The sequence below is a fragment of the Streptomyces sp. NPDC087906 genome, assembly GCF_055584925.1.
In genome coordinates this window covers 509,399-534,360 of sequence record NZ_JBVJLC010000004.1, presented here as the reverse complement: position 1 = coordinate 534,360, position 24,962 = coordinate 509,399, and the positions used below count along the sequence as shown (strand labels likewise).

28 protein-coding genes, 1 tRNA gene and 2 riboswitches are annotated in these 24,962 nt (G+C 69.9%); of the genes, 20 read left to right on the top strand and 9 right to left on the bottom strand.

Going from position 1 to position 24,962, the window contains the following annotated elements:
* Positions 1-61 precede the first annotated feature (61 nt).
* The 8 genes from ACZ63I_RS16085 to ACZ63I_RS16050 all read left to right on the top strand — a co-directional run bounded on the left by ACZ63I_RS16085 (position 62) and on the right by ACZ63I_RS16050 (position 6,649).
* A complete protein-coding gene (locus tag ACZ63I_RS16085; RefSeq protein WP_469339068.1) occupies positions 62-1,507 on the top strand; it encodes an amino acid permease in 1,446 nt (481 codons plus the stop codon).
* Positions 1,508-1,551: 44 nt separating this feature from the next.
* On the top strand, positions 1,552-1,965 hold the full coding sequence (locus tag ACZ63I_RS16080; protein ID WP_469339067.1) for a M67 family metallopeptidase: 414 nt from the start codon (positions 1,552-1,554) through the stop codon (positions 1,963-1,965).
* A riboswitch (cobalamin riboswitch) is annotated at positions 1,957-2,089 on the top strand. It overlaps the preceding gene by 9 nt.
* Before the next feature lie 42 nt (positions 2,090-2,131).
* Positions 2,132-3,145 carry an ABC transporter substrate-binding protein gene (locus tag ACZ63I_RS16075; protein ID WP_469339066.1) on the top strand — a complete coding sequence of 338 codons (1,014 nt, stop codon included), beginning with the start codon at positions 2,132-2,134 and terminating at the stop codon, positions 3,143-3,145.
* 82 nt (positions 3,146-3,227) lie between these two features.
* Positions 3,228-4,262 (top strand): FecCD family ABC transporter permease, encoded by a 1,035-nt coding sequence (locus ACZ63I_RS16070; protein WP_469339065.1) that lies wholly within the window; start codon positions 3,228-3,230, stop codon positions 4,260-4,262.
* Positions 4,259-5,026 (top strand): ABC transporter ATP-binding protein, encoded by a 768-nt coding sequence (locus tag ACZ63I_RS16065; protein WP_469339064.1) that lies wholly within the window; start codon positions 4,259-4,261, stop codon positions 5,024-5,026. The genes ACZ63I_RS16070 and ACZ63I_RS16065 overlap by 4 nt, the downstream gene beginning before the upstream one ends.
* Before the next feature lie 101 nt (positions 5,027-5,127).
* Entirely contained in the window at positions 5,128-5,247 is a 120-nt protein-coding gene (locus tag ACZ63I_RS16060; RefSeq protein ID WP_328582152.1) for a putative leader peptide, read from the top strand.
* A gap of 149 nt (positions 5,248-5,396) precedes the next feature.
* Positions 5,397-5,699 carry a MoaD/ThiS family protein gene (locus tag ACZ63I_RS16055; RefSeq protein ID WP_469339062.1) on the top strand — a complete coding sequence of 101 codons (303 nt, stop codon included), beginning with the start codon at positions 5,397-5,399 and terminating at the stop codon, positions 5,697-5,699.
* A complete protein-coding gene (locus tag ACZ63I_RS16050; protein ID WP_469339061.1) occupies positions 5,699-6,649 on the top strand; it encodes a PLP-dependent cysteine synthase family protein in 951 nt (316 codons plus the stop codon). The genes ACZ63I_RS16055 and ACZ63I_RS16050 overlap by 1 nt, the downstream gene beginning before the upstream one ends.
* Positions 6,650-6,874: 225 nt before the next feature.
* On the opposite strand, the gene ACZ63I_RS16045 is transcribed toward ACZ63I_RS16050, so the two are convergent.
* The gene (locus tag ACZ63I_RS16045; protein WP_469339060.1) at positions 6,875-7,327 is read right to left on the bottom strand and encodes a type II toxin-antitoxin system PemK/MazF family toxin; all 453 of its coding nucleotides are present in this window, start codon (positions 7,325-7,327) and stop codon (positions 6,875-6,877) included.
* Between the two features lie 187 nt (positions 7,328-7,514).
* Between ACZ63I_RS16045 and ACZ63I_RS16040 the strand changes: the two genes are divergently transcribed.
* Entirely contained in the window at positions 7,515-8,267 is a 753-nt protein-coding gene (locus ACZ63I_RS16040; protein WP_469339059.1) for an MBL fold metallo-hydrolase, read from the top strand.
* A gap of 67 nt (positions 8,268-8,334) precedes the next feature.
* On the opposite strand, the gene ACZ63I_RS16035 is transcribed toward ACZ63I_RS16040, so the two are convergent.
* Positions 8,335-9,591: a PTS transporter subunit EIIC gene (locus ACZ63I_RS16035; RefSeq protein WP_041989206.1), complete on the bottom strand. Its 1,257-nt coding sequence runs from the start codon at positions 9,589-9,591 to the stop codon at positions 8,335-8,337.
* 195 nt (positions 9,592-9,786) lie between these two features.
* The gene (locus ACZ63I_RS16030) at positions 9,787-11,112 is read right to left on the bottom strand and encodes a PTS transporter subunit EIIC (RefSeq protein WP_469339057.1); all 1,326 of its coding nucleotides are present in this window, start codon (positions 11,110-11,112) and stop codon (positions 9,787-9,789) included.
* A gap of 128 nt (positions 11,113-11,240) precedes the next feature.
* Between ACZ63I_RS16030 and ACZ63I_RS16025 the strand changes: the two genes are divergently transcribed.
* The 4 genes from ACZ63I_RS16025 (at position 11,241) to rdgB (ending at position 13,459) form a co-directional block, all read left to right on the top strand.
* Positions 11,241-11,534 carry a PTS sugar transporter subunit IIB gene (locus ACZ63I_RS16025; protein ID WP_469339055.1) on the top strand — a complete coding sequence of 98 codons (294 nt, stop codon included), beginning with the start codon at positions 11,241-11,243 and terminating at the stop codon, positions 11,532-11,534.
* Positions 11,535-11,612: 78 nt separating this feature from the next.
* Positions 11,613-12,350 carry a ribonuclease PH gene (rph, locus tag ACZ63I_RS16020; protein ID WP_469339054.1) on the top strand — a complete coding sequence of 246 codons (738 nt, stop codon included), beginning with the start codon at positions 11,613-11,615 and terminating at the stop codon, positions 12,348-12,350.
* 112 nt (positions 12,351-12,462) lie between these two features.
* The gene (locus ACZ63I_RS16015) at positions 12,463-12,849 is read left to right on the top strand and encodes a hypothetical protein (protein ID WP_469339052.1); all 387 of its coding nucleotides are present in this window, start codon (positions 12,463-12,465) and stop codon (positions 12,847-12,849) included.
* Positions 12,850-12,856: 7 nt separating this feature from the next.
* Complete coding sequence (gene rdgB / locus ACZ63I_RS16010; protein WP_469339051.1) at positions 12,857-13,459, top strand: RdgB/HAM1 family non-canonical purine NTP pyrophosphatase; 603 nt, start codon at positions 12,857-12,859, stop codon at positions 13,457-13,459.
* A gap of 53 nt (positions 13,460-13,512) precedes the next feature.
* On the opposite strand, the gene ACZ63I_RS16005 is transcribed toward rdgB, so the two are convergent.
* From ACZ63I_RS16005 to bcp, 5 genes are all read right to left on the bottom strand, one after another.
* A tRNA-Leu gene (locus ACZ63I_RS16005) sits at positions 13,513-13,587 on the bottom strand.
* A 12-nt stretch (positions 13,588-13,599) separates the two neighbouring features.
* Positions 13,600-14,436 carry an HNH endonuclease gene (locus ACZ63I_RS16000; protein ID WP_469339050.1) on the bottom strand — a complete coding sequence of 279 codons (837 nt, stop codon included), beginning with the start codon at positions 14,434-14,436 and terminating at the stop codon, positions 13,600-13,602.
* Positions 14,433-15,059, bottom strand: coding sequence for an HNH endonuclease (locus tag ACZ63I_RS15995; protein ID WP_469339048.1), 627 nt, complete (start codon positions 15,057-15,059; stop codon positions 14,433-14,435). Before ACZ63I_RS15995 ends, ACZ63I_RS16000 begins: the two co-directional genes overlap by 4 nt.
* Positions 15,060-15,172: 113 nt before the next feature.
* The gene (locus tag ACZ63I_RS15990; protein ID WP_469339046.1) at positions 15,173-16,669 is read right to left on the bottom strand and encodes an MFS transporter; all 1,497 of its coding nucleotides are present in this window, start codon (positions 16,667-16,669) and stop codon (positions 15,173-15,175) included.
* A gap of 177 nt (positions 16,670-16,846) precedes the next feature.
* Positions 16,847-17,314: a thioredoxin-dependent thiol peroxidase gene (gene bcp / locus ACZ63I_RS15985; protein WP_469339045.1), complete on the bottom strand. Its 468-nt coding sequence runs from the start codon at positions 17,312-17,314 to the stop codon at positions 16,847-16,849.
* Positions 17,315-17,460: 146 nt separating this feature from the next.
* Here bcp and ACZ63I_RS15980 point away from each other — a divergent pair, with 146 nt between their 5' ends.
* The 3 genes from ACZ63I_RS15980 (at position 17,461) to ACZ63I_RS15970 (ending at position 18,623) form a co-directional block, all read left to right on the top strand.
* Positions 17,461-17,781: a DUF3618 domain-containing protein gene (locus ACZ63I_RS15980; RefSeq protein WP_041989219.1), complete on the top strand. Its 321-nt coding sequence runs from the start codon at positions 17,461-17,463 to the stop codon at positions 17,779-17,781.
* Between the two features lie 48 nt (positions 17,782-17,829).
* Entirely contained in the window at positions 17,830-18,183 is a 354-nt protein-coding gene (locus tag ACZ63I_RS15975) for a GroES family chaperonin (RefSeq protein ID WP_041996186.1), read from the top strand.
* Between the two features lie 23 nt (positions 18,184-18,206).
* Positions 18,207-18,268, top strand: a riboswitch (guanidine-III (ykkC-III) riboswitch).
* Positions 18,269-18,302: 34 nt separating this feature from the next.
* Positions 18,303-18,623 carry a DMT family transporter gene (locus tag ACZ63I_RS15970; protein WP_469339044.1) on the top strand — a complete coding sequence of 107 codons (321 nt, stop codon included), beginning with the start codon at positions 18,303-18,305 and terminating at the stop codon, positions 18,621-18,623.
* A 42-nt stretch (positions 18,624-18,665) separates the two neighbouring features.
* On the opposite strand, the gene ACZ63I_RS15965 is transcribed toward ACZ63I_RS15970, so the two are convergent.
* Positions 18,666-21,116: a transglycosylase domain-containing protein gene (locus ACZ63I_RS15965; protein ID WP_469339043.1), complete on the bottom strand. Its 2,451-nt coding sequence runs from the start codon at positions 21,114-21,116 to the stop codon at positions 18,666-18,668.
* 343 nt (positions 21,117-21,459) lie between these two features.
* On the opposite strand from ACZ63I_RS15965, the gene ACZ63I_RS15960 reads away from it, so the two are divergent.
* The 4 genes from ACZ63I_RS15960 (at position 21,460) to ACZ63I_RS15945 (ending at position 24,954) form a co-directional block, all read left to right on the top strand.
* Positions 21,460-22,260 (top strand): ABC transporter permease, encoded by an 801-nt coding sequence (locus ACZ63I_RS15960; RefSeq protein WP_469339041.1) that lies wholly within the window; start codon positions 21,460-21,462, stop codon positions 22,258-22,260.
* An 88-nt stretch (positions 22,261-22,348) separates the two neighbouring features.
* Positions 22,349-23,185: an ABC transporter permease gene (locus ACZ63I_RS15955; RefSeq protein ID WP_469339256.1), complete on the top strand. Its 837-nt coding sequence runs from the start codon at positions 22,349-22,351 to the stop codon at positions 23,183-23,185.
* Positions 23,186-23,219: 34 nt separating this feature from the next.
* Positions 23,220-24,203 (top strand): ABC transporter ATP-binding protein, encoded by a 984-nt coding sequence (locus ACZ63I_RS15950; RefSeq protein ID WP_469339040.1) that lies wholly within the window; start codon positions 23,220-23,222, stop codon positions 24,201-24,203.
* Between the two features lie 31 nt (positions 24,204-24,234).
* Positions 24,235-24,954 carry a DUF1707 SHOCT-like domain-containing protein gene (locus ACZ63I_RS15945; RefSeq protein WP_469339039.1) on the top strand — a complete coding sequence of 240 codons (720 nt, stop codon included), beginning with the start codon at positions 24,235-24,237 and terminating at the stop codon, positions 24,952-24,954.
* Positions 24,955-24,962: the final 8 nt, after the last annotated feature.

The following is a 24,962-nucleotide window of genomic DNA, read 5'->3' as shown; positions in this document are numbered from 1 at the left end:
GTCCCCTTCGTCGTGATAGGTCCTGAGAAGTGCTGACCGCACGGCGAAAGGGCGCTCCACGATGACCACACCGTCGCAACCCGTCGAGAGCGACAAGACCGGCAGGACCGGCGAAGGCGACGAGGGCTACGCACGCGGGCTCGGCAGCCGGCAGATCCAGATGATCGCGATCGGCGGCGCGATCGGCGTCGGTCTGTTCATGGGCGCCGGCGCCAACATCGCCAAGGCGGGCCCGAGCATCATCCTGATGTACGCGCTCGCCGGCGTCGTCATCTTCTTCATCATGCGGGCGCTCGGCGAACTGCTCCTCTACCGCCCGGTGTCCGGCTCGTTCGCCGAGTACGCGCGCGAGTTCCTCGGCCCGTTCTTCGGCTACGCCACCGCCTGGACGTACTGGCTGATGTGGGTGGTCACCGGCATGGCCGAGCTGACGGCCGCCGCGATCTACATCCACTTCTGGTTCCCGCAGATCCCGCAGTGGGTCAGCTCGCTCGTCTTCCTGCTGGTGCTCTTCGGGGTGAATCTGATCTCCGTGAAGATCTTCGGCGAGGTCGAGTTCTGGTTCTCGATGATCAAGGTCACCGCCATCATCGGCATGATCGTCATCGGCCTCGGCGTGCTCACCCTCGGCTTCTCCGACGCCGGCGCCACCGCCGCCCCCAGCAACCTGGTCTCGCAGGGCGGGGTCTTCCCGCACGGCATCGGCTCCAGCCTGATGACCCTGCAAGGCGTGATGTTCGCCTACCTCGCCGTCGAGGTCGTCGGCGTCACGGCCGGCGAATCGCAGAACCCGGAGAAGACCCTCCCCAAGGCCATCAACACGCTGCCCTGGCGGATCATCATCTTCTACGTCGGCTCGCTGACCGTCCTGCTCGCCGTGGTCCGCTGGACCGAGTTCTCGGCCGGCACCAGCCCCTTCGTCTACGCCTTCGAGAAGATCGGCATCCCGCTCGCCGCCGGGATCGTCAACTTCGTCGTCCTCACGGCGGCCCTGTCGTCCTGCAACTCCGGCATGTACTCGACGGGCCGGATGCTGCGCGCCCTCGCCGCCAACAGCGAGGCGCCCAAGGCGTTCGGCAAGCTCAACTCGCGCCGCACACCCGCCTTCGGCATCAGCGTCTCCGTCGCCCTGATGGGCGTCGGCGTGATCCTCAACTACCTCGTCCCCGAGAAGGCGTTCGGGTACGTGACGTCCGTGGGCACCGCCGCCGGCATCTGGACCTGGATGATGATCCTCGCCAGCCACATCCGCTACCGGCGCGCCGTCGAAGCGGGCCGGCTGCCCGCCTCCGCCTTCCCCGCCCCCGGCGGCGCCGCGCTGAGCTGGGTCGCCCTCGTCTTCCTCGCCTTCGTCACCTGCCTGATCGCCTACGACCACGAAGCGCGCGTCTGCCTGTACGTGGGCGCCCTGTGGGCGGTGGGCCTGGTGGGCGGCTGGCGGCTCCTCAAGCGCCGCACCGCCACCGCCACCGAGGAAGAAGCGGGCGCCTACGCACCCGTCGAGTAGGGCCTCCCCGGTGGGCGGGCCCCCGGCCGTCCTATATTTCACTCATGCTGACCCTCACCCAGGCTCTGTACGACCAGATCGTCGCGCACGCACGGCGCGATCACCCCGACGAAGCCTGCGGCGTGGTCGCGGGACCCGAGGGCACCGACCGGCCCGAGCGGTTCATCCCCATGCTCAACGCGGCACGCTCGCCCACCTTCTACGAATTCGATTCGGCGGACCTGCTGAAGCTCTACCGCGACCTGGACGACCGCGACGAGACCCCGGTGATCGTCTACCACTCGCACACCGCGACCGAGGCGTACCCGTCCCGTACCGACATCAGCTACGCCAACGAGCCCGAGGCGCACTACGTGCTGGTCTCGACCGCCGACAGCGACGGCCTCGGCCCGTTCCAGTTCCGCTCCTACCGGATCGTGGACGGCAAGGTCACCGAAGAGGACGTCACGGTCGTCTGAGAGACTGACCGTCTGCCCGAGGCGGCAGGAGCCAGGAAGCCGGTGCGAGTCCGGCGCGGTCCCGCCACTGTGACCAAGCGATTGCGCTTGGCAGCCAGGAACTGACCTGCCGCCCTTCTTCCACCAGCCAGGGGACGCGGAAATCCCCCCGGAGGAGAGCTCAGCCATGCCGCCAGTCCCGCCCGCGCTCCGCCGCGCACTCATAGCCGCCGCACTGCCCGCCCTGCTCGTACCGCTCGCCGCGTGCGGCTCGACGGAAGAGCCCGGGGACAAGCCCGCGGCCGGCGCCGCGAAGGCGGCAGCCCCCGGCTTCCCTTACACCGTCACCAACTGCGGTGTGCGGACGACCTACCAGGCACCGCCCGAGCGCGTCGTCACCATGAACCAGCACGCCACCGAGGTGATGCTCGCCCTCGGCCTGCGGAAGTCGCTCGTCGGCACCGCCTATCTGGACGACACGATCTCGCCCGCCTACGCAGCCGCGTACAAGAGCGTGCCGGTCCTGGCCAAGGAGTACCCCTCCAAGGAGAAGCTGCTCGCCGCCGATCCCGACTTCGTCTACGGCGGCTACGCCAGCGCCTTCGACGCCAAGGACGGCCGCGCGCGCGACGACCTCAAGGGCGCGGGCATCGGCACCCGGCTCAACATCGAGAGCTGCACCAAGGGCGCCGTCACCATGGACGACGTCTACCAGGAGGTACGGGAGGTCGGCCGCACCTTCGGCGTCCCCGACCGGGCGGAGAAGTGGATCGCGCGGGCCCGCGCGACCGTCGCGGGCACGGCCGCCAAGCTGAAGGGCGTCAAGCCCGTCTCGGTCTTCGTCTACGACAGCGGCGACAAGACCGCCTTCACGGCGGGCGGCGCAGGCATCGGCAACGAACTCATCACCCGCGCGGGCGGCGCCAACGTCTTCGCCGACCTGGACAAGTCGTTCGGCGACGCCACCTGGGAGCAGGTCGTCGCCCGCAAGCCGCAGGCCGTCGTCATCTACGACTACGGCTCCACGACGGTCGCCCAGAAGGAGAAGCGGCTCACCGACGACCCGGTGCTCGCCGACGTCCCCGCGATCAGGAACAAGCGATTCGCCGTGATGCCGCTGTCCAGCGTCGTCCTCGGCGTACGCGCCCCCGACGCCGTCGCGAAACTCGCGGCCCAGCTCCACCCCGGAACCGTGAAGTAGCGCCGTGCCCCGCACCACCCCGGCAGGCACGCGAGGCATATCAGGCACGCCCGGCCCGCACGGCATACCCGGCCCGCGCGGCATGCCCGGCCCGCGCGGGCACCGGCGGCTGCGCTACCCGCTCGTGGTCGGCTGCCTCGTCGTCGCGCTCGCCGCCGCCGTCGTCGCGGGGCTCGCGCTCGGCTCCGTACGGATCGGGCCCGGCGACGTCGTCGCCGCCCTCACCGGGCGGGCCGAGCCGAGCCCGTACCGGACCATCGTCCTCGACGTACGGCTGCCCCGGGTACTGCTCGGCGCGATCGTCGGCGCGGGGCTCGCCGTCGTCGGGACGGTCCTCCAGGCGCTGGTGCGCAACAAGCTCGCCGACCCGTTCCTGCTCGGCATCTCCTCCGGCGCCTCGACCGGCGCCGTGGCCGTGCTCGTCCTCGGCATCGGCGGGGGAGTGACCACCACCGTCGCCATGCCGGCCGCCGCCTTCGCCGGGTCGCTCGTCGCGCTCGCCCTCGTCTACAGCCTCGCCCGCAGGGGCGGCGCCATGACCGGCGGCAGACTCGTCCTGGCCGGGGTGACCGTCTCGTACATCCTCTCCGCGCTCACCACCCTGCTGCTGGTCGTCGCCGCCCGGCCCGAGCAGTTCCAGGAGGCCCTGTACTGGACGCTCGGCGGTCTCGGCAGCGCCCGCTGGGGCACGCTCGTCCTGCCCGGCGTCGTGCTGGCCGCGGGGACGGCGCTGCTGATGACCCTGGCCCGGCCGCTCGACCTGCTGCTGGCGGGGGAGGAGGGCGCGAGCGTGCTCGGCCTGAACACCGGGGCGTTCCGGGCGGCCGTCTTCGTCGTCGCCTCGCTCGTGACCGGCGTCATGGTCGCGGCGAGCGGCGCCGTCGGCTTCATCGGACTGCTCGTACCGCACGCGGCCCGCGCGGTCGTCGGCGCCGGACACCGCGGCCTGCTGCCGGTCGCCGCGCTCGGCGGGGCCGTGGTGCTGGTCGTCGCCGACCTCGCCGCCCGTACCGTCGCTGCGCCGCAGGACGTCCCCGTCGGCGTGCTGACCGCGCTCATCGGCGGCCCGTTCTTCCTGTGGCTGATGCGCCGCCGGCCCGAAGGAGCCCCCGTATGACCGCCGAGCTGCGGGTGGCAGGGCTGTCCTACACCGTGGCCGGCCGCGAACTGGTCCGAGCCGTCGACCTGACGGCGGCCCCCGGCGAGACGGTCGGGCTCGTCGGGCCCAACGGCAGCGGCAAGACCACCCTCCTGCGCTGCGTCTACGGCACGCTGCGGCCCACCGCGGGACGCGCCCTCCTCGACGGCGCCGATCTGCACACCATGACCCACAAGGCCCGCGCCCAGCGGCTCGCCACCGTCCCGCAGGACGGCGGGAGCGACTTCGAACTCACCGTCCGCGAAGTCGTCGCCATGGGCCGCTCCCCGCACAAGCGCTTCTGGGAAGCCGACAACGCGGCGGACACCGCCCTCGCCGACGCCGCGCTCGACCGCGTCGGTATCGGGCCGCTCGCCGACCGCGCCTTCCCGTCGCTGTCCGGCGGCGAACGCCAGCGCGCGCTCGTCGCCCGCGCGCTCGTCCAGCAACCCTCCCTGCTCGTGCTGGACGAGCCGACCAACCACCTCGACATCCGCTACCAGCTCGACATCCTCACCCTGATCAGCCGCTCGGGCACCACCAACCTGCTGGCCCTGCACGACCTGAACCTCGCCGCGTACTACTGCGACCGGCTCTACGTCCTCCAGGCGGGCCGCGTCGTGGCGTCCGGCACACCCCGCGACGTCCTCACCCCCGGGCTGCTGGCCGCCGTCTACGAGGTGTCGGCCGAGGTCAGCACGCACCCCGCGACCGGCGCGCCGACCGTCACATATCTGCCGTAACCGGGGCGGCTTCCCCCAATCCGTCCAACTGGCGAACACGCCTCGTCCACCAGTCGAGATCGCCTACCTGGAAGCGAACCGGGAATCGATACGATGACCTCATGGTTCCCCAGGACGTGAGCGACAAGACGCCGAGCACACCGCTGCTCGTGGCGCGGCTGCACGTCGACCTGTGCCGCCTCGCCAGCGCCATCTGTCCCGGCGGCGCGACCGCCGGCTGACCGGCCCCGCCCGGCCGCCCGGCTGCCTGCCGCTCCAGGCACCAGCCGCATGCGCACCATCCCGAACTCGCACCACCCCCGCGCGGGGGCCCGAGCCGCGCGCCACCTTCCCGGACAGTGCACCCTCCCCCCGACAGGAGCCGAACGCCATGGCCATCGAGGTCCGCATCCCGACCATCCTCCGCACCTACACCGACGGAGCCAAGGCCGTCCAGGGCAGCGGCGCCACCCTCGCCGAGCTGTTCGCCGACCTCGACACCCGCCACGCCGGCATCCGCGGCCGCCTCATCGACCCGGCGGCCGACAACCAGCTCCGCCGCTTCGTGAACGTCTACCTCAACGACGAGGACGTCCGCTTCCTCGACGGCGTCTCGACCCCCGTCGCCGACGGCGACAGCGTCACGATCCTGCCCGCCGTGGCCGGCGGCGCCCTCGAAGCGCACACGGTCTGATGCGGTACGACACCCCGCTGGCCGCCGTCGGCAACACCCCCCTGGTGCGGCTGCCGCGGCTGTCGCCCTCGGACGACGTGCGGATCTGGGCCAAACTGGAGGACCGCAACCCGACCGGCTCCGTCAAGGACCGGCCGGCGCTCCACATGGTCGAACAGGCCGAGAAGGACGGCAGGCTCACCCCGGGCTGCACGATCCTGGAGCCCACCAGCGGGAACACCGGCATCTCGCTCGCCATGGCGGCCAAGCTCAAGGGCTACCGCATCGTCTGCGTCATGCCGGAGAACACCTCGCAGGAGCGGCGCGACCTGCTCGCCATGTGGGGCGCGGAAATCGTCTCCTCACCGGCGGCCGGCGGCTCCAACACGGCGGTGCGCGTGGCCAAGGAGCTGGCGGCCGAGAACCCGTCCTGGGTGATGCTGTACCAGTACGGCAACCCCGACAACGCGGGCGCGCACTACGCGACCACGGGCCCGGAGATCCTCGCCGACCTGCCCTCCATCACGCACTTCGTGGCCGGACTCGGCACGACGGGCACGCTGATGGGCGTCGGCCGCTACCTGCGCGAACAGCGCCCCGGCATCCAGATCGTGGCGGCCGAACCGCGCTACGACGACATCGTCTACGGGCTGCGCAACCTCGACGAGGGCTTCGTCCCCGAGCTGTACGACGCGTCGGTGCTCACCACGCGCTTCTCGGTCGGCTCGGCCGACGCGGTCACCCGTACCCGCGAACTCCTCCAGCAGGAGGGGATCTTCGCCGGCGTCTCCACGGGAGCCGCGCTGCACGCGGCGATCGGGGTCGGCAAGAAGGCCGTGAAGGCGGGCGAGAGCGCGGACATCGCGTTCATCGTCGCCGACGGCGGGTGGAAGTACCTGTCGACGGGGGTCTACACGGCGGCGACGACGGAGGAAGCGATCGAGACGTTGCACGGGCAGCTCTGGGCGTAGCCGCCGTCCGGCGCGGTTGCGTTGGCGGGTTTTGGTTGCGGTTGTCGCCGGGGGCCGTTCCGGGGTCGTGTCCTGCGCTGCACGATTTACGGCGCGTGCTCCCGAGACGTGGAGCGAACGTCGAGATGCGCCGCAAATCACGCTTTACGCTCCGGACACCACCCCTGCACGCCCCCCTTCAGCCCCCGCGTCACTGCCCCGCGAGCACCGGCGGGACGTCCCGCGTCAGCCCGCGAGTCGTTGGATCCGCTTCCACAGTTCGGCGTCCGCCTCGCCCGTCCGGCGGCGGAAGTCCTTCAGGCGTACGTCGCGCAGCTCGTCCATCTCCAGGAAGCTCGCGCGGCCCTGTGCGTCGTGCACCATGCCCGGCGGGAGGGCGATCACGCCGGGCCGTTCCGTGTGGCCCTTCGTCGTGATCTTCGCGACGCGTGCCGAGCGGCCGCGTACCGACAGGACCAGGCAGGGCCGGTCCTTGGATCCCGGGCCGTCCTCGAACGGGACCATGGCCCACCAGATCTGACCCGGCCGCGGCGCGCGCGGGCCCGTGCGGTCGGGGCGGCCCGCCGGGCGGGTGCGGCCGCCGGGGCGGCGCGGGCTGCGGGCCCTGCCGTCCACGAGCGACGCGATCGCCCCCAGCAGCAGTACGGCGATCAGTGCGAGCCACCACCACGTATTCATGTCTCCGAAGGTACCCGCGCCCGCGCCCGTCACCCGCGTGCGCGCCGTCCATCCGAACCGGTGACACAGCAGGTGAGTTCCCCCACAACGCGGGGTCCTGGGGAAGCGACCAGCCGTTTCGCGCCTTACGCTCGACAAACTGAACGACCCCCGTCGCCCACCGTCCACGCACGGAGGTTCACGCTCCATGAAGCTCACCGTCGTCGGCTGCTCGGGCTCCTTTCCCGCCGTGGGATCGGCCTGCTCCAGCTACCTCGTAGAGGCCGACGGCTTCCGGCTGCTCCTCGACATGGGCAACGGCGCCCTGGGCGAGTTGCAGCGCCATGTCGGTCTCTACGACCTCGATGCCATCTTCCTCAGCCATCTGCACGCGGACCACTGCATAGACATGTGCGGCTACTTCGTCGCCCGCTACTACCGGTTCGAGGGCGGGCGTTGCGACGCGATCCCCGTCTACGGACCCGAGGGCACCGAAGAGCGCCTCACCACCGCGTACGCCGACACCCCGACCGACAAGTCCATGAGCGAGGTCTTCGACTTCCACACGCTCAAGCCGGGCTCGTTCGACATCGGGCCGCTGTCCGTGCGTACGGAGAAGGTCGCGCACCCCGTCGAGACCTTCGGCATCCGCGTCGAGCACAACGGACGCTCCCTCACCTACTCGGGCGACACCGGCGTATGCGAACCGCTGGTGGAGCTCGCGGAAGACACTGATCTCTTCCTGTGCGAAGCCGCCTTCACCCATGGCAAGGAAGACATCACGGGACTCCATCTCAACGGACGCGAGGCCGGCGCACACGCCGCCCGCGCCCGTGCCGCCCGGCTCGTCCTCACGCATATCCCGCCGTGGACCGACGCCCAGCGGAACCTCAACGACGCACGCGCGGTCTACGAAGGTCCGGTCGAACTGGCCGCGCCCGGCGCGGTGTACGAGATCTGACGCTCACGCAGCGACGGAAGCCCCGCGTCCCCGAGAGGGGAGCGGGGCTTCAACGTGTGCGTTGCGCTTACGCCTTGGTGAGGTCCTCGACCTCTTCCTCGGGCTCGCGGCCCGGGGTCTTGAGGTCGAACTTGACGATGACGAACCGGAACACGACGTAGTAGATCGCCGCGAACACCAGGCCGATGGGGATGATCAGCCAGGGTTTCGTCGCGAGGTTCCAGTTCAGGGCGTAGTCGATGGCTCCCGCCGAGAAGTTGAAGCCGTCATGGACGCCGAGCCCCCAGGTGACCGCCATGGAAGCGGCGGTGAGCACCGCGTGCAGGACGTAGAGCAGCGGCGCGATGAACATGAACGAGAATTCGATCGGCTCGGTCACACCGGTGACGAAGGACGTCAGGGCCAGCGAGAGCATCATGCCCGTCACGGCCTTGCGGCGCTCGGGGCGCGCGGTGTGCGCCATGGCCAGCGCGGCGGCCGGCAGGCCGAACATCATGATCGGGAAGAAGCCGGACATGAACATTCCCGCGGACGGGTCGCCCGCGAGGAACCGGGTGTTGTCGCCGTGGACGACCTCGCCCGCCGCGTTGGTGAAGTCACCGAGCTGGAACCAGGCGACGGTGTTGACGAACTGGTGCATCCCGATCGGGATCAGGCCGCGGTTGACCAGACCGAACAGCGCGGAGCCGCCCGAGCCCAGGCCGGTCATCCACTCACCGAAGTTGGTGATGCCGTCGCCTATCGGCTCCCAGACCAGACCGAAGAAGACACCCATGACCACGCCGACGAAGGCCATGATGATCGGCACGAGCCGGCGGCCGTTGAAGAAGCCCAGCCAGTCGACCAGCTTGGTGCGGTGGAAGCGCTGCCAGAGCACGGCCGACAGCAGACCCATGATGATGCCGCCGAGCACCCCGGGGTCGTTGTAGACGGCGGGGGTGTCGGCGCCCTTGTTGATCACCGCGTCGGCGACCGGGAACGCCTGCAGCACCTTCTGGTACACGAGGAAGCCGACGACCGCGGCGAGCGCGGTCGAGCCGTCCGCCTTCTTGGCGAAGCCGATCGCCACGCCTATGCAGAACAGCAGGGGCAGGGCGCCGGTGAGGGAGCTGCCCGCCTTGTCGAAGACGTCGGCGACCCGGTCCCAGCCGAGACCGTCCTTGCCGAAGATGTCGGGCTGGCCGAGCCGGACCATGATGCCGGCGGCGGGCAGGACCGCGATCGGAAGCTGAAGGCTCCTGCCGATTTTCTGCAGTCCCTGGAACAGACCGGAGCCGCGCTTTTTGGCGGGCGCCGGGGCCGCTTGCGCGGTGGCCGTACTCATCAACTTCCTCCAGCGAAAAGGAACGCGGCGCCGCGGCCACGTGGTCTACACCAATCAGTGGTGTAGACCAGTTGTAACACGGTAGGGGTTGCATAAGGAACCGTCGAAAACCCCTGTTCCAGACATCGCGTCCAACTCGTGACCAAGGCCCCCCGGCGGCTGCCGGAGGGCCTTGACGGCGGTGCTGAACTGGGGTTATTCCTTGGTGTTCGCCTGCTCGATGTCGTCCTCGACCTCGTCCGGCTCGCGGCCCGGTGTTTGCAGGTCGAGCTTCACGATCACGAAGCGGAAGATCGCGTAATACACCGCGGCGAAGCACAGCCCGATCGGAATCAGCAGCCAAGGCTTCGTCGCCAGGCTCCAGTTGATGACGTAGTCGATCAGTCCGGCGGAGAAACTGAAGCCGTCCTTCGCGCCCAGGCCCCAGCTCACGAACATCGATACGCCGGTCAGCACGGCGTGGATCGCGTACAGCAGCGGGGCGACGAAGAGGAACGAGTACTCGATCGGCTCCGTGATGCCCGTCACGAACGAGGTGAGGGCGACGGAGAGCATCAGCCCGCCGACCGCCTTCTTCCGGTGCGGCTTGGCGCAGTGGTAGATGGCCAGCGCGGCGGCCGGCAGCGCGAACATCATGATCGGGAAGAAGCCCGTGGTGAACTGGCCCGCCGTCGGGTCGCCCGCGAGGAAGCGGTTGATGTCGCCGTGCACGACCGTGCCGTCCGGCTTGGTGAAGTCGCCGAACTGGAACCAGACGAAGGTGTTCAGGAACTGGTGCAGCCCGAACACCAGCAGCGCGCGGTTGGCGAGACCGAAGATCCCCGAACCCCACGCGCCCAGGTCGACCAGCCACTTCGAGAAGCTGGTCAGACCGTCGCCGACCGGCTCCCAGGCCCAGACGGAGAGGGAGGCGAGGAGCAGGCCGACGAAGGCCATGATGATCGGCACGAGCCGGCGGCCGTTGAAGAAGCCCAGCCAGTCGACCAGCTTGGTGCGGTGGAAGCGCCGCCACAGCCACGCCGTCAGCAGGCCCATCACGATGCCGCCGAAGACGCCCGGGTTCTGGTAGCCGGCCTGCGTCACCGTCGTACCGTCCGGCGTCACGCACACCCCGCTCCAGATGCCGGCGCCGGTGAACTTCGAGCCGCCGTCGCAGTCGACGGGGAACGCGTGCAGCACCGCGTAGTAGACGAGGAAGCCGGTGACGGCGGCGAGGGCCGTCGAGCCGTCAGCTTTCTTCGCCATGCCGATCGCCACGCCGACGCAGAAGAGCAGCGGCAGGCCGAGCGAGGAGTCGAGCAGGGCGCCGCCGCCGGACGCGAAGACCTTCGCGACGTTGTCCCAGCCGAGCCCGTCGGAGCCGAAGACGTCCGGCTGGCCGAGCCGGTTCAGGATGCCGGCCGCCGGGAGCACCGCGATCGGGAGCTGGAGGCTGCGGCCCATCTTCTGCAGTCCCTGGAACAGCACGTTCCACCACCGCTTGCCCCGTGCGGCGGCGCCGGTCGTGCTGTCGGAACTCATCGGCGTCCTCCCCGGACGGGCGAGCGGGACCAAGTGGTGTAGACCAGTTGCGGTAGGCTCCCGGTGCTCGTCATCTTCGACTACGCGACGACGACCCGCCCGCGAAGATGGGCCAACCGTGAGTTAACGTGACAAAACGGGCCAGCGCTGGGCCGCGGCAGAGCTTTTCGAGAGTCAGGGAGAAAGACATGGCCACCAAGGCTGAGAAGATCGTCGCCGGACTCGGCGGGCTGGACAACATCGAAGAAGTCGAAGGCTGCATCACCCGCCTGCGCACGGAGGTCGTCGACCCTTCCCTGGTCGACGACGCGGCGCTCAAGGCCGCGGGGGCCCACGGAGTCGTCAAGATGGGCACCGCGATCCAGGTCGTCATCGGCACCGACGCCGACCCGATCGCTTCCGACATCGAAGACATGATGTAGCGGCGGCCGTCAGCCGGCCGGGGGCCTGTCCCGAACCGGGGAACAGGCCCCGACGCATGTCCCGATAGGGTCGGAGCCATGTCTCGAATCGACGGCCGCACCCCCGACCAGCTCCGCCCCGTGACCATCGAACGCGGATGGAGCAAGCACGCCGAGGGCTCCGTCCTCATCTCCTTCGGCGACACCCGCGTCTTCTGCACCGCCTCCGTCACCGAAGGCGTACCCCGCTGGCGCAAAGGCAGCGGCGAAGGCTGGGTCACCGCCGAGTACTCGATGCTGCCCCGCGCCACCAACACCCGCGGCGACCGCGAATCCGTACGCGGCAAGATCGGCGGCCGCACCCACGAGATCAGCCGGCTCATCGGCCGCTCGCTGCGCGCCGTCATCGACTACAAGGCGCTCGGCGAGAACACCGTCGTCCTCGACTGCGACGTACTCCAGGCCGACGGCGGCACCCGCACCGCCGCCATCACCGGCGCGTACGTCGCCCTCGCCGACGCCGTGAGCTGGGCCCAGGGCAAGAAGATCATCAAGGCCGGCCGCAAACCGCTCACCGGAACCGTCGCCGCCGTCAGCGTCGGCATCGTCGACGGCGCGCCGCTCCTCGACCTCTGCTACGAGGAAGACGTACGCGCCGACACCGACATGAACGTCGTCTGCACGGGCGACGGCCGCTTCGTCGAGGTCCAGGGCACGGCCGAGGCCGAGCCGTTCGACCGCGCCGAACTGAACCTGCTGCTCGACCTCGCCACCGCCGGCTGCGTCGACCTGGCAGCCCTGCAGACCAAGGCCCTCGAAGAGACCCTCACCGACTGACCCGGTTCGAAGGTAAAGAGGGAACCAAGAGGCCCCCTCGGGCGTCGTTACAGGTACGGGCGCACGGGTTGAACCGTGCGCCCGTCCACACACCCGGGGGAGACCAACCACCATGCCAACGCGCCGCCGAGTCGCAGCAGTTGTCACCGCCACCCTGCTCACCATGGGCACGGCCGCCGGCTGCTCCGCGCTCGACAAGGCCCTGGACTGCGTCCAGACCGCCGACTCCATAGCGAACAGCGTCGACAGCCTCCAGACGGCCGTCGCCAACATCGGCAACGACCCCCAGCAGGCCGACCAGGCCCTCGACAACATCGAGAGCGAACTGGCCGGCCTGAAGGACAAGACCGACAACGCCGACCTCAGCAAGGCGGTCGACGACCTCGACAAGAGCGTCGACAACGTCCGCAAGGCGATAGCCGACGGCGACAACACCCCCGACCTCACGCCCGTCACCGACGCGGCCGGTGAGATCGGCAAGGTCTGCACACCCGGATAATCGAGGCATGACCCGCCTGATCCTCGCCACCCGCAACGCCGGGAAAATCGTCGAACTCCGAGCCATCCTCGCCGAAGCGGGGCTGCCCCACGACCTCGTCGGCGCCGAGACCTACCCCGAGATCCCCGACGTCAAGGAAACCGGCGTCACCTTCGCCGAGAACGCCCTGCTCAAAGCCCACGCCCTGGCCCAGGCCACCGGCCACCCCGCGGTCGCCGACGACTCGGGCCTCTGCGTGGACGTCCTCGGCGGCGCCCCCGGCATCTTCTCCGCCCGCTGGTCAGGCACCCACGGCAACGACCAGGCCAACCTGGACCTGCTCCTCGCCCAACTCTCCGACATCGCACCCCCGCACCGCACGGCCCACTTCGCCTGCGCGGCAGCCCTGGCCCTCCCGGACGGCACGGAACGCGTCGTGGAAGGCCACCTACGCGGCACCCTGCGCCCAACCCCGTCCGGCACGAACGGCTTCGGCTACGACCCGATCCTCCAACCGGACGGCGAGACACGCACCTGCGCGGAGCTGTCGCCGACGGAGAAGAACGAGATCAGCCACCGCGGAAAGGCATTCCGCGCGCTGGTCCCCGTGGTGCGCGAACTGCTGGGCTGACGGACCGTACGCCGAAGGGCGCGGAGCCTCTTCGGTTCCGCGCCCTCGGAGCGTGGGCCCGGTGGGACTCGAACCCACGACACACCGGACCTAAACCGGCGCCCTCTAGCCTGCTGGGGTACGGGCCCAACCGGGCCAGTCTACCCAGCCCGGTCCGCGCCTCTGGAGAAGCCGCGGGTCTGGCTGTGGCAGGACGGGCAGAGGTACCGCAGGTTTTCGAGCCGGTTGTCCAGCCGGTCGCCGTTGACGTGGTCGATCTCCAGCACCAGCCGCCTGCCCTGCCAGGCGTCGCCCGTACCGCATGCGGCGCAGCGGTGGCGTACCCCCACCTCGTCCAGGGCCCGGCGAAGCAGTGCCGTCTTCGTCCGGCGCGTACCCGCCTCCAGGCGTTTCAGGATGTCGTCGGCCTCCCGGCGGTTGGGGGAGGGCCTGCCCGTCCGGTGGGCCTGGCCGGTGAAGTGCGACGTGTCGATCCGGTACGACTCGATGCTCCGCTTCACCAGGGCCCGGCTCGCGCCGCCGTCGACAAGGCCGAGTGCCCGGATGACATCCGCAAGGCTCCGGGCGCTGCCCACGGCCCGGCCGAGTTCGCCCCGAGGTACGAGTCGGCCGGGGCCGTCCCCGCGACGGCCGACGAAGTGGGACGTGTCGATCCCGAAGGCGTCCAGCTTCTTCCACAGGTGGCGGTACGCGCTGTCGTACGGCAGCACACCCATGAAGTCGAGCATGTCGCGGATGCCGCGCGACCGGGACGCGGCCTCGGTGAGAAGCTCCCGTGTGTAGACGCGGGGTTGGCGTTCGGGCAGGTCCTCGTCGGCGAAGTGGTCCGTGTCGATGCCGTAGAAGGCCAGTCGGTCACGCAGATATCTGCGGGGCCCGCTGCTCAGCGGCGCGTCCAGTCGGCGCATGAGGTCAACCAGACTGGTGGAGACGGCCGCGGTGCTGACCAGCAGGTCGCGTGGATACGACCGCCTCATGTCACGGCCCTGCGCCTGCGCCCGCAGTAGGTGTCGGTGACCGTGTGGCAGTTGGGGCACAGCAGGCGGAGGTTCTCCGGCCGGTTGTCCCACCAGTCGCCGTTGATGTGGTCGACCTCAAGACGCAGCGGCCGGCCGTTCCACACGGGCCCCGTGCCGCACATCGCGCATGACTCGGAGACGGCGCCGGTACCCAGCAGTTCCCGGCGCAGCCGTTCGCCGGGGATCCTTCCCCGCGCCGGTGAGCCGAGGGCCAGTTTGTTTCCCCGGACCTTGGCGCGTCCTCGGGGTGCGCGTACGAAGTGCGACGTGTCAATGCCCAACCGGGCTATTCGGCGGCCGATATGGGCGTGGTTGCCGCCCACCGGGCTGATGCCGAGTCTGCGCACCACCTCGGCGACGCTGCTGGAGCAGGCCACCAGCGTGCGCAGGGTGTCATCGCTGTGACGCACCCACCTGGTGGGGAAGTGCGAGACGTCCAGGCCCGCCTCGGCCATCTTCGCCCGCAGATACCGTCTGCTCCCGGCGGTCGGTGTTCCGCCGCACCAACGCACCGCGTCGTCCCACGTTCTCGTCTCGCGTGCCGCCTCCGCCAGCAGCTCGCGGGTGTATCTGCCGCGCATCGATTTGCTCCGTTCCGGCCGTACGTTCGCGGCCCCGTACGGAGTAACGAATCCTCCGCCCCGCCGTCACGTCCGGAATCCGGATCGCATCGGTCCGGAACCGTCCGTACCGGTCAGAACTTCGGTTCCACCACCTGCGCGCGGGCCAGTTGCGCCGCCTCTTCCTTCGACTCCACCGACGGGGGCGAGCCCGCCAGGGGCTGGCGGGCTGTTTCCTTCATCACCGCCACCGCGATCACCCCCACCAGCGCCGCCGCCATCGCGTAGAACGCCGGCATCAGGTTCGTGTCGGCCAGGGCGATCAGGCCCGTGATCACGAAGGGGGTGGTGCCGCCGAAGAGGGACGCCGAGATGTTGTAGCCGACCGAGAGGCCGCCGTACCTCGCCTCCGTGGGGAACAGGGCCGGGAGCGCCGCCGACATGGTGCCCAGGAGGCAGACCAGCGAGAGGCCCAGCATGGCCAGGCCGATGATGATCGCCCAGACCGCGCCGTCGCGGATCAGCAGGAACGCCGGCAGCGACAGGACGAGGAAGCCGAGCATGCCCGCCATCAGCAGCGGCTTCCTGCCGTAGTGGTCGCTCAGCCGGCCGACCTGGTTGATGACCAGCATCTGCGCGACCATCACGCCGAGCAGGATCAGCAGCCCGTGGGTGTCGCCGTAGCCCAGCTCGTCGGTGAGGTACGTCGGCATGTACGACAGCAGCATGTAGTCGGTGACGTTGTACGCGCCGACCAGCGCGATGCACAGGATCAGCGTCGGCCAGTAGCGCCGGAAGATGTTCCCCAGGTCCGCCGTCGCGCTCGTCTCGACCGGGTCGGCCGCCTCCGAAGCGCGCACGTTCTCCGCCTCCAGCTTCTGGAAGGCGGGCGTCTCGTCGAGCCGCAGCCGCAGATAGAGGCCGACCATGCCCAGCGGGCCGCCGACCAGGTACGGGATGCGCCAGCCCCACGAGTCCAGGCTGCCGTCGCCGAGCACGGCGGTGAGGAGCGTGACGAGGCCCGCCGCGCCCACGTACCCCGCGAGCGTGCCCATCTCCAGGAAGCTGCCGAAGTAGCCGCGCCGCTTGTCGGGGGCGTACTCGGCGATGAACGTGGACGCGCCGCCGTACTCACCGCCGGTCGAGAAGCCCTGCACCATCCGGAGCAGGATCAGCAGCACGGGCGACCAGAAGCCGATCGAGTGGTACGACGGGATCAGCCCGATGCAGAACGTGCCCGCCGCCATCATCAGCATGGTGAGCGAGAGGATCTTCTTGCGGCCGATCTTGTCGCCCAGCGGGCCGAGGACCATGCCGCCGATCGGCCGTACGAGGAACGCCACGGCGAAGGTGGCGAAGGACGACAGCAGCTCCGTGGTGTCGTTCCCCGAGGGGAAGAACACCCGGCCGATCGTGGACGCCAGATAGGCGTAGATGCCGAAGTCGTACCACTCCATGGCGTTGCCGAGGGCCGCCGCCTTGACCGCGCGCTTGACCGCCGCGTCGTCGGTGACGGTGATGTCCGACCGGCGCAGCTTGGGGTTCCTGCGCTGCTTGATCGTGCGGAACAGCGTCGGATGGCGCCTGACCGCCGCCGGGTCGGCCGTCTCCTCGTCGTGCTGGCCGGCCATGGTGTGGTTCCTTCCCTCGGCTGTCGCACGTCCAAAGGAACCTTCTGCGCGGCCTGAGCGATCACAAACGTGAGCCCCGTCCGACCGGAGCCCCCGTCCGACCGGAGCCCCCGTCCGACCGGAGCCTCCGTCCGAGCGGAGCCCCCGTCCGAGCGGGGGCTCCCGTCGCAGAAGGTGTCAGATCCCGAGGTCCTTGATGATCTTCGCCACGTGTCCGGTGGCCCGCACGTTGTACAACGCGCGCTCGACCTTGCCTTCCTCGTCGACGATCACGGTGGACCGGATGACGCCGGTCACGGTCTTCCCGTACATCTTCTTCTCGCCGAACGCTCCGTACGAGTCGAGGACGCCTTTCGAGGGATCCCCGACCAGCGTCACCTTCAGGTTCTCCTTGTCCCGGAACTTGGCGAGCTTCTCCGGCTTGTCGGGGGAGACCCCGATGACGTCGTAGCCCGCGCCCGTGAGCAGTTCGAGGTTGTCGGTGAAGTCGCAGGCCTGCTTGGTGCAGCCGGGGGTAAGCGCAGCCGGGTAGAAGTAAACGATGACTTTGCGCCCCTTGTGGTCGGCGAGCGACACGTCGTTGCCGTCCGCGTCGGGCAGGGTGAATGCGGGGGCGATGTCGCCGGGGTTAAGTCGCTCGCTCATGGTTCTCCGTAAGTTGTGCGGTGGCGTGTCCGGTGGAGGTACCGGTACGCGGCCGAGCGTAATAGGGGGTGCCGTCAGGTGCGGCGGCCGCTGAGCTGACAGACTGTCGGCGAAGAACTACAGGACACGACGACGGAGGCAGCGCGGTGTCGGAATCCAGGACCCCGGCGCAGATCGAGGCGGACATCGTCCGCCGGCGCGGGAAGCTTGCCGAGACGCTCGACGAGATCGGGGTGCGGGTGCACCCGAAGACGATCGTGGGCGACGCCAGGGCCAAGGTGGCTTCGACGGTGGACCAGACGGCCGGGCGGGCGTTCGTGGCCGTGAACAAGACGGTGTCGGACGTGCGGGCGCAGTTCGTCTCGGACGACGGTGCGCCGCGTCTTGAGCGAATCGTTCCTGTCGTGCTGCTGACGGTGGGTGTGGTGGGGCTGTTGACGTTCGCCTCGGTGCGCCGGCGCCGCTGACGACCCCTCTGGCGTATCGGGTCGTCGCGGGCAGGTAGGTTCGTGGGCGTGAGCGACAACACCCACGACACCTCCCGCGACGACAAGCTGCCCATCCGGATGCTCCATGACCGTGTACTGGTCAGGACCGACATCCCGGAGGGCGAGCGGCGTTCGTCCGGCGGCATCGTCATTCCCGCGACGGCGGCCGTGGGCAGAAGGCTGGCCTGGGCGGGTGTGGTGGCCGTCGGGCAGAACGTCCGCACGGTGGAGCCGGGGGACCGGGTGCTGTACGACCCGGAGGACCGCGCCGAGGTCGAGGTGCGCGGCGTGGCGTACGTACTGATGCGGGAGCGGGATCTGCACGCCGTGGCCGCCGACCGCTTCGAGGGCACCCAGGACTCGACCGGGCTGTATCTGTAGTTTGCTCGGGCCGTATGTGTGTTTGCTACCTTTGAAGGACCCCGACGAGACGCGCCGTACCGGGTGAACCGAAAGACGACGCACCTGTTGTCCGCGTCGTTTCGTCGGAGGTGGCCGTCATGGCCTGGGTTCTGCTTGTTGTCGCCGGTGCGCTTGAGATCGCCTGGTCGATCGGGATGAAGTACACGGACGGGTTCACCCGGCTGTGGCCGAGCGTGTTCACCGCCGGCGGGATCGTCGCGAGCATGCTGCTGCTGTCGCAGGCCGCGAAGACGCTGCCGATCGGTACGGCGTACGGGGTGTGGGTGGGCATCGGGGCCGCGGGCGCGGCGGTGCTCGGCATGGCGGTGCTGCACGAGCCGGTGACCGCGGCCCGGATCTTCTTCGTCTGTCTGCTGCTGGTGGCGGTGGTGGGGCTGAAGGCGACTTCGGGTCACTGACAGCCCCCCGCCCGCGTTTCGTCGGCCAGAAGGTTCCTCGGGCTAGAAGGTCAGCCCCGGCAGGCCGCCGGTGCCGCCTCCCGTGCTCGGTCCCATGTTGGCGTTGCCGCCGCTCCCGTCACCCCCGGAGCCGTTCCCGCCGTTGCCCCCGCCGCCGGTGTCGCCGCCCCCGTCGCCTCCGGTGCCGCCGTCGCCCGTACCGCCGTCGGCCGTACCGCCGCCCGTCGGGTCGGTGCCGCCGGTGGTGGGGCTGCCGGTCTGGCCGCCGCTGGGGCCCGACGTCTGGCCCTGGGTGGGGGTTCCGGTGTCGCCGCCGCCCGTCTGGCCCTGTGTCTGGTCGCCGGTGTCGCCGCCGGTCTGCCCGCCGGTCCCCGGGTCCTGCGACTGCGTCCTACCGGGGTCGGACGGCTCGTCCGACGTGTTGTCGGACGGCGGCTGGGTCGCCTGGGCGCCCTTCTGAAGCTTCAGATGGAACTTGCTCACCGGCGTGCCCTTGAGCGCGTCGGCCGTGTACTGGCCCCAGATCTGCGCGGGCGGGCCGCCGCCGTTGATACGCGCCTGGCCGAGCGCCCCGTAGAGCGGCTTCTGCTTGGCGGTCTCCGGGTCGGCGCCCATGATGGCGACGACGGTCGCGAGGTCCGGGGTGTACCCGGCGAACCAGGCGGCCTTGTCGTTCTCGGCCGTGCCCGTCTTGCCCGCGGCGGGCCGCCCGGCGCTCTGCGCCGCCGTACCCGTACCGCCGGAGCTTTCGACGACGCTGCGCAGGATCGACGTCGTGGTGTCGGCGGCCTGCCTGCTGACGGCCTGCCGCGTCTTCTGCGCGGGGAGCTTCAGCGCGTGGCCGTTCTTACTGATTCGTGTGACCAGGGAGTACGTCCCGTGCTTGCCGTGGTTGGCGAGCGTCGCGTACGCCTCGGACATGTCGAGGACGCTCGCCGTGGCCGGGCCGAGCGCGATGGACGGCGTGGCCGACAGGTCGGGCGTGGTCGCCGGGATGCCGAGCGCGACGGCGGTGTCCTTGACCGTGCGCGGGCCGACGTCCTCGGCCATCTGCGCGTAGACCGCGTTGACGGACTTGTCGGTGGCCTTGCTGACGGTGATGTCGCCGTACGACACGTCGTCCTCGTTGGACGGGGCGTAGCCGGTCGGTCCGTCCGGGCCCTGCACCATGCGCTGATTGGTGCCGTCGTAGCGGGTGTTGGGGGTGATGCGCGCGCCGTCCTGGGTCTCGGACTGGTTCTGCACCGCCGAGGCGAAGACGAACGGCTTGAAGGTGGAGCCGACTTGGAAGTCGCGGCGGGTGGCGTTGTTGACGTACTGCTTGGTGTAGTCGATGCCGCCGTACATGGCGACGACCTTGCCGGTCGCGGGGTCGACGGACGCGCCGCCGACGCGGACGTTGCGGTCGGCCTTGCGTTTTTTCGGGTCGAGTTTCGAGGTGACCTGGTCGGTGACGGCCTTGGTGAAGGCGTCCTGCTTCTTGCGCTCCAGGGTCGTGACGATCCGATAGCCGCCGCTGGCCAGGGTGTTCTCGTCGATGATCTTGTTGGTGGTGAGGTAGTCCTTGACCGCCTGGACGATGTAGCCGCGCTGCCCGGAGAGTCCGGCAGTCGACGGCTTGAACTTGCCGGGGGTCGGGAAGACCAGCGTCGCCCGGTCGGCGGAGGTGAGCCAGTTCTCCTTCACCATGCCGTCGAGCACGTAGTTCCAACGGGCCAGCGCGGCGGCCTTGTTCTCCGGGTGGGCGACGACGTCGTACTCGCTGGGCGCGTTGAGCAGCGACGCGAGGTACGCGCCCTGCGCCGTGCTGATGTCCTCGACGTCCTTGCCGTAGTACGCCTGGGCCGCCGCCTGGATGCCGTAGGCGTTGCGGCCGAAGTAGCTGGTGTTCAGATAGCCCTGGAGGATCTCGGCCTTCGACTGCTCGCGGTTGAGCTTGATCGAGATGAAGAATTCCTTGAACTTCCGCAGGACGGTCTGCTCCTGGCCGAGGTAGTAGTTCTTCACGTACTGCTGCGTGATGGTGGAGCCGCCCTGGGTGCCCTTGCCCGTCGCGGTGTTCCAGGCGGCGCGCGCCATGCCCTGCGGGTCGACGGCCGGTTCGTTGTAGAAGTCCCGGTCCTCGGCGGCGAGTACGGCGCGCTGGACGTGCTTGGGGATCTGCGCGAGCTGGACGTTCTCGCGGTTGATCTCGCCGTCGCGGGCGATCTGGGTGCCGTCCTCGTAGAGGTACACGTTGGACTGGGCGGTGGCGGCGGCGTTGGCCGACGGGATGTCGACGGTCTTGTAGCCCACGATGAAGCCGATGACGAGGATCACGGCGAGGGTGACGATGCCGCCGAGCCACATGCGCCAGGTCGGGAAGAGCCGGCGCCAGCCCGTGCGCTTCGGCCGCTTGCCCTTCTTGCCCGCCGTGCCGGACGGGTCCGGCGCCGGCCCGCCCTCGGTGGGGTCCCGGGGGGCCCACCCCTGTTGCTGTGGCTCGTCGCTCATATGTGGGAAGACTCCTCGGCCACCGCCGGCGGTTCACTCTCCGGCGTAACGGTGTCGTATCAGGCGAATCGCGTTACACCCTGAAGAAACGCTGCTGAGTGCGATGAAACACGGGCAGCGGGGAGGAATCCGCTCGGGGTGGGGGAGGAATCCGCTCGGGGTGAGCGGGAACCCGCCCCGGGTGAGCGGGAACCCGCCCCGGGCCGCACCTGATTCCCGTACGGGTGACCCGGCGGATAATCCCTCGCGCCGCTCCGCTTCGCCGGACTAGGCTCGTGCGCTTCGGTGCCTGGACAGGCGCTTCTTTTTGTCTGTAGGGGCCTCGATCGGGGGAGGAAGCGCCGTGCGGCTGTACTGGCTGGTGGCCAGGGGCGGGTTCCGCCGTTACGCGACGTACCGGATGGCCACGGTCGCCGGGGTGTTCACGAACACGGCCTTCGGCTTCATCATCACCTACACCTACATCGCGTTGTGGCACGAGCGGCCCCAACTCGGCGGATACGACCTGTCGCAGGCGATCACCTTCGTCTGGCTCGGCCAGGCCCTGCTGATGACCTGCGAGATGATGGGCGGCGGCTTCGCCGACGAGCTGATCGAGCGGATCCGCACCGGCGACATCGCCGTCGATCTGTACCGGCCCGCCGATCTCCAACTGTGGTGGCTGGCGGGCGATCTGGGCCGGGCCGCGTTCCATCTGATCGGCCGGGGCGTGGCCCCGATGGCGCTCGGCGGACTCGCCTTCGAGCTGGCGCTGCCGGTGAATCCGCTGACCTGGCTGGCGTTCCTGCTGTCCGTTGCCCTCGGTGTGGTGGTGAGCTTCGCGATCCGCTATCTCGTCGCGCTGTCCGCTTTCTGGCTGCTGGACGGTGCGGGCGCCGCGCAGATCGCCAATCTCGCCGGGATGTTCTTCTCCGGGATGCTGCTGCCGCTGACGCTCTTCCCCGGGCTGCTGGGCGAGGTGTCGCGTGCCCTGCCCTGGGCGTCGATGCTCCAGATCCCGGCCGATGTCTTCCTCGGCAAGCGCACCGGGTGGGAGCTGGTCCAGGCGTACGCGTTCCAGGCGGGCTGGGCGGTGGCGCTGCTGGCGGCCGGGCGCGCGCTGCAGAGCGTCGCGACGAGGAGAGTGGTGGTCCAGGGTGGCTGAGTCCGGAGCGGTTGAGTCCGGTGCGGTTGAGTCCGGAGTGGCCGACACGGCCGAGTGGGTCGCGGGGGCGGCGGGGCACGCCGGTGAGGTGTGGGTGCCCAGGTCGACGCGCCGGGCCGCGGCCCGGGACGGCCTCGCGGCGTACCTGCTGATCGTCCGGATGTGGCTGCGGTCGACGATGGCGTACCGCGCGTCGTTCGTGATGACGGCGTTCGGCAACTTCGCCGCGACGGCCTTCGACTTCGTGACCATCCTGCTGATGTTCAACCACGTGGACACGCTGGGCGGTTACTCGCTCCAGGAGGTCGCCTTCCTGTACGGGACGTCGACGGTCGCCTTCGGCCTCACCGATCTGACGGTGGGCTCGCTGGACCGGCTCGGGTCCCGGGTGCGGGACGGCACCCTCGACACACTGCTGCTGCGCCCGGTGCCGGTGCTGGCGCAGATGGCGGCGGACCGGTTCGCCCTGCGGCGGTTCGGCCGGGTGCTCCAGGGGGCGCTGGTGCTCGGCTACTCGCTCGCCGTGCTGGACGTCGACTGGACGCCGCTGCGGGTGCTGATGGTGCCGATGATGGTGGTGTGCGGCGCGGTGATCTTCGGCGCGGTGTTCGTCGCGGGCGCTGCCTTCCAGTTCTGGGCGCAGGACGCCTCGCAGGTGCAGCACGCCTTCACGTACGGCGGGACGACGCTGCTCCAGTACCCGCCGGGGCTGTTCGCGAAGGACCTGGTGCGCGGGGTGACTTTCCTGGTGCCGCTGGCCTTCGTCAACTGGCTGCCCGCGCTGTATGTGCTCGGCAGGAAGGACCCGTTGGGACTGCCGGAGTTCGTGGCATTCCTGCCGCCGGTGGTGGCGGCGGTGTGCTGCGCGCTGGCCGGGTTGCTGTGGCGGGCGGGGCTGCGGGCGTACCGCAGTACAGGTAGCTGACCGACGGATTGCACGGTGACGGAGAGGCGTGGGCATGGGTGAGCGCGGTACGCGTGGCGGGGAATTCATCGAACTGGACGGTATCGAGAAGGTCTTCGACGTCCGGCGCAAGGTCGGCCGGCTGCGCCGCGAGAAGCACCAGGTGCGGGCGGTCGACGGCATCAGCTTCCAGGTGCCGCGCGGCGAGATGGTCGGCTACATCGGCCCGAACGGGGCCGGCAAGTCGACCACGATCAAGATGCTCACCGGGATTCTGACCCCGAGCGCGGGCCGGCTGCGGGTCGCGGGCATCGATCCGTCCCGGGAGCGTACGAGACTCGCGCACCGCATCGGTGTGGTCTTCGGTCAGCGGACGACGCTGTGGTGGGATCTGCCGCTGATCGACTCGTACCGGCTGATGCACCGGATGTACCGGGTGCCGGACGCGCGGTTCCGGGCCAATCTGGAGCGCTGTGTCGAACTGCTGGATCTGGCCGACCTGTTGGATGTACCGGTACGGCAACTCTCCCTCGGCCAGCGGATGCGCGGGGACATCGCGGCGGCGCTGCTGCACGATCCGGAGGTGCTGTACCTGGACGAGCCGACGATCGGGCTCGATGTGATCTCCAAGGCCAAGGTGCGGGAGTTCCTGCGGGAGTTGAACGCCGAGCGCTCCACGACGGTGCTGCTGACGACTCACGACCTGACGGACATCGAGATGCTCTGCAAGCGGGTGATGGTCATCGACCACGGCCGGCTGCTGTACGACGGTTCGCTGGCGGGGCTGCACGAAGTCGGCGAGAGTGAGCGGACGTTGGTGGTGGACCTGGAGCGCGAGCTGCCGCCGATCGAGGCGGCGGGCGCCCGGGTGGTACGGGTCGAAGGCCCCCGGCAGTGGCTGGCCTTCCCGGCGACGGAGTCCGCCGCACCGCTCGTGGCGCGGGTGGCGGCCGCGTATCCGCTGGTCGACCTGTCGGTGCGGGAGCCGGACATCGAGGCCGTGATCGCCAAGATGTACGCGGACCGATCGGCTGTGTGACGTGCGCCTCGCCGCCTACTAGTCTGCTGACATGACCGATGAACGGGGCGAGACGCGCGGCGAGACGCGCGCTTCTGATGCCGAGCGGGAACAGGTCGCCGAGCGCTTGCGCGAGGCTGTGGCCGAGGGCCGGCTCGACATGGAGGAGTTCGACGAACGCCTCGGTGCGGCCTACCGGGCCCGTACGCACGGTGAGTTGACGCCGCTGGTGCGCGATCTGCCCGCGCCGGGCACGACGACGGACCTGGCCCGTACCCCGGGCGGTGCCGCGACCCTGCGGGAGGGCGGCGACCGCTGGTCGGGCCTGGTCGGCCAGGGCAAGGCCACCTCGGGCGGGGCGTTCGCGTTCTGGGGCGGCTTCAGCCGCAAGGGCGGTTGGACCGTGGGCCGCAAGTTCACCGCGGCGGTGTTCATGGGCGGCGGCGAGATCGACCTGCGCGAGGCCCGGTTCGAGGACCGGGTCACCGTGATCCGCTGCTTCGCCCTGATGGGCGGCGTCGGCGTCGTCATCCCGCCGGACATGGACGTCGAGGTCACCGGCTGGGGCTTCATGGGCGGCTTCGGCGAGTCGGGCAGCAGCGCGGAGGCCGGCATCAGCCCCGGTTCGCCGAAGGTGGTCGTCACCGGGTTCGCGCTGATGGGCGGGGTCGGCGTCGACCGCAAACTGCGGCATGCGGACAAGCGACGGCTCAAGGAGCAGCGGGAGCGGGAACGACTGGAGAAGAAGAGGACGCCGCGCAAGGAGCTGTGAGCGGGGGC